The sequence below is a fragment of the Tunicatimonas sp. genome, from assembly GCF_049647865.1.
GTDB lineage: Bacteria > Bacteroidota > Bacteroidia > Cytophagales > Cyclobacteriaceae > Tunicatimonas.
On the sequence record NZ_JBARYM010000286.1, the window covers coordinates 1 to 2,197 of the forward strand.

The window sequence follows — 2,197 nt, forward strand, 5'->3', positions numbered from 1 at the left end:
GTAATTGGGATTGGCGACCATATCATGTTTCTTTACAAAGGTCATAAACTATGGGAGGGAAGTAATAGAGACATTCTAAATACCGACGTACAGGAGCTTCGCGACTTCTTGTTTGCTAACAAATTGATGCGGGCGGGAGCTACTTTTTAACAGCACATTTTAATCGAGCAGATTCATTTTTTAAAGTACTATATGGAACCACTTCATATTCCGGCTACCACTACTACCCCCGAAATTCGTTTAGATAATGAATCAGGACAGTTGGCGATTCAGGGTGTATCTGACGAGGTAGATGCGATAGGCTACTACTATCCTGCGCAGCAGTGGGTGGAAGCTTACGTACGACAACCTGCCCCAGACACCATACTGGATATTCGCCTCACTAACTTCAACGCTGCTTCCTCTAAAGCCTTATTTGGCATTATCGCTTGCTTAGCCCCTTTGCTAAAAACCGAGCATTCCCTAAAGGTTAACTGGTACTACGATACCAACAATTCAGTGCTAAACGAAAATTTTAAGCAGTATAGTGACAGCACTTCAGTTCCGGTCAACGTAGCAGCTAGTAATAATTCTTAGTAAATCAGCCCTCTCGGGTTTGCAATCCGAAAGGAGCTACTATAAGGATCAGATGCCGAAGCGTCCGTAATATTAAAGAGCGTATCACGGGCTTCCATTAGTCACAATTTCTACCAACTCTTCATTAGGCTCATTTTCTCCGGTAACCAAACCAAAGCTGCTGCTTTTATAGTCCCAGTTGGTGTAGGCGATATTGTTCGCTTCAAAGATATCGACCATATCCTGGTACCAACGCAGGCGGTCTTCTTGGGGGGCGGAGGTAATCACGCCCCATTCACCGCAGTAGAGCGGGAGGTTGAGCTCCTGAGCTACGCGCATAGGTTTGGCCATCATTTTTTCTAATGTATCGCGATGATAAGTACGCATCCGCCCTTCAACGTGGGCTTTCTGGATATCAGTCAAATCGGCAAATCCCTGCTCAGTCACAATGGGACCGGGATAGTGTACCGGGCCTTCGTAGTTAGCAATATCGGTCCAACTAGCTTGGTAGTGAGTGAGCAAGAAGGGTTCGTAGAAATGGAAGCTCAGTAAAATGTTGGAATCATTGTCCGGTACTTTAAGCTCATCAAAGGTATCGGCGTTCTGCCAGCGGTTGCTACCAATCACAATCACCCGTTCCGGCTCTTGCTCCCGAATTACCCGTACTGCTCGAGCTACTAGTTGGTTCCAGTTCTCGGGGTCATCGGCTACCGGCTCGTTCATGAGTTCGTAAGCGACCATGCCGGTGGGGTAAGAATTTAGCGAGTCGGATAGTACGCGCCATAAGTCCATAAACTTTTCTTGAGCAGCCGGTTCGGTCCAAAGTGGTTTTTCCATTTCATTGAAGTGGTGGGAACGGAGAATATGCAAGTCCACAATTGCTCGCAAGTCTTCGTCTCGGCACCAGTCGAGCGCGCTGGTAAGCAATTCAAATGCTTCGGGTTCAGGATTGCCCGCTTCGTCAAACATCTGCTCCTCATCAATCGGGATACGCAGATGATCAAAGCCCAAGCCAGCCAGATACGCTACATCCTCTTCGGTGAAAAACGCTTGTCGTTCCGCTCCTCGCCGACTACTCTGCGACAGCCAGTGCGAGATGTTAGTGCCCTTGTGCAGTGTGAACTGTTCGTAGTTGATGGTAGGTTCTTGGGGTACACCGGTTTGACAAGCTAGTAGCAAGAGAGCCAAGCAGTAGATAAGGATTTTCATTGTTTTTAGGTTGCTTTTTGGTAAAGGTAAGAAAAAAGAAAAACTTGTATCGCTAAGGTGAGGAGCTAAATGATGCCGGGAGAGTACAACTGAGTGATTACTACAACTTTTCGAGATTCTCAGGTGCTTTTTTAAAGTGTAGGCGAGCTTTTTTTAAGTGTAGAGGAGTTTTTTTAAAAAGCTTTCGGGTATTTTGTCCCGAACTGGGAAGAATACAGAGTAAATTCCACAAAAAAAGCCACCCCCGATCGGTAGCCTCTTTCCTTACTATTAGTATAGGTAAAACTAAGTAGTTAACCAACCGGACGTTTGACGACGGTACGTAAGTTTTTCTTGAACCAGCTAACAGAATAACCCCCAAATATCGTTTCACAACGGCCAAAACATCGTTCCACGACCACCATAACACCATAACACCATAACACCATAACAC

General features: G+C 46.0%; 2 protein-coding genes. One reads left to right on the forward strand and one right to left on the reverse strand.

The window, feature by feature from the left end; all coding sequences use genetic code 11:
- Window positions 1–192 precede the first annotated feature (192 nt).
- Entirely contained in the window at window positions 193–576 is a 384-nt protein-coding gene (locus WBA23_RS08780; RefSeq protein ID WP_424581901.1) for a SiaC family regulatory phosphoprotein, read from the forward strand.
- An 84-nt stretch (window positions 577–660) separates the two neighbouring features.
- Here the strand turns inward: WBA23_RS08780 and WBA23_RS08785 are convergent, their stop codons facing one another.
- On the reverse strand, window positions 661–1,764 hold the full coding sequence (locus WBA23_RS08785) for a glycoside hydrolase family 5 protein (protein ID WP_424581902.1): 1,104 nt from the start codon (window positions 1,762–1,764) through the stop codon (window positions 661–663).
- Window positions 1,765–2,197: the final 433 nt, after the last annotated feature.

Excerpts from the sequence above, each read along its gene's own strand:
- WBA23_RS08780 (WP_424581901.1), top strand. The coding sequence starts at position 193 with ATGGAACCACTTCATATTCCGGCTACCACTACTACCCCCGAAATTCGT.
- WBA23_RS08785 (WP_424581902.1), bottom strand. The coding sequence starts at position 1,764 with ATGAAAATCCTTATCTACTGCTTGGCTCTCTTGCTACTAGCTTGTCAA.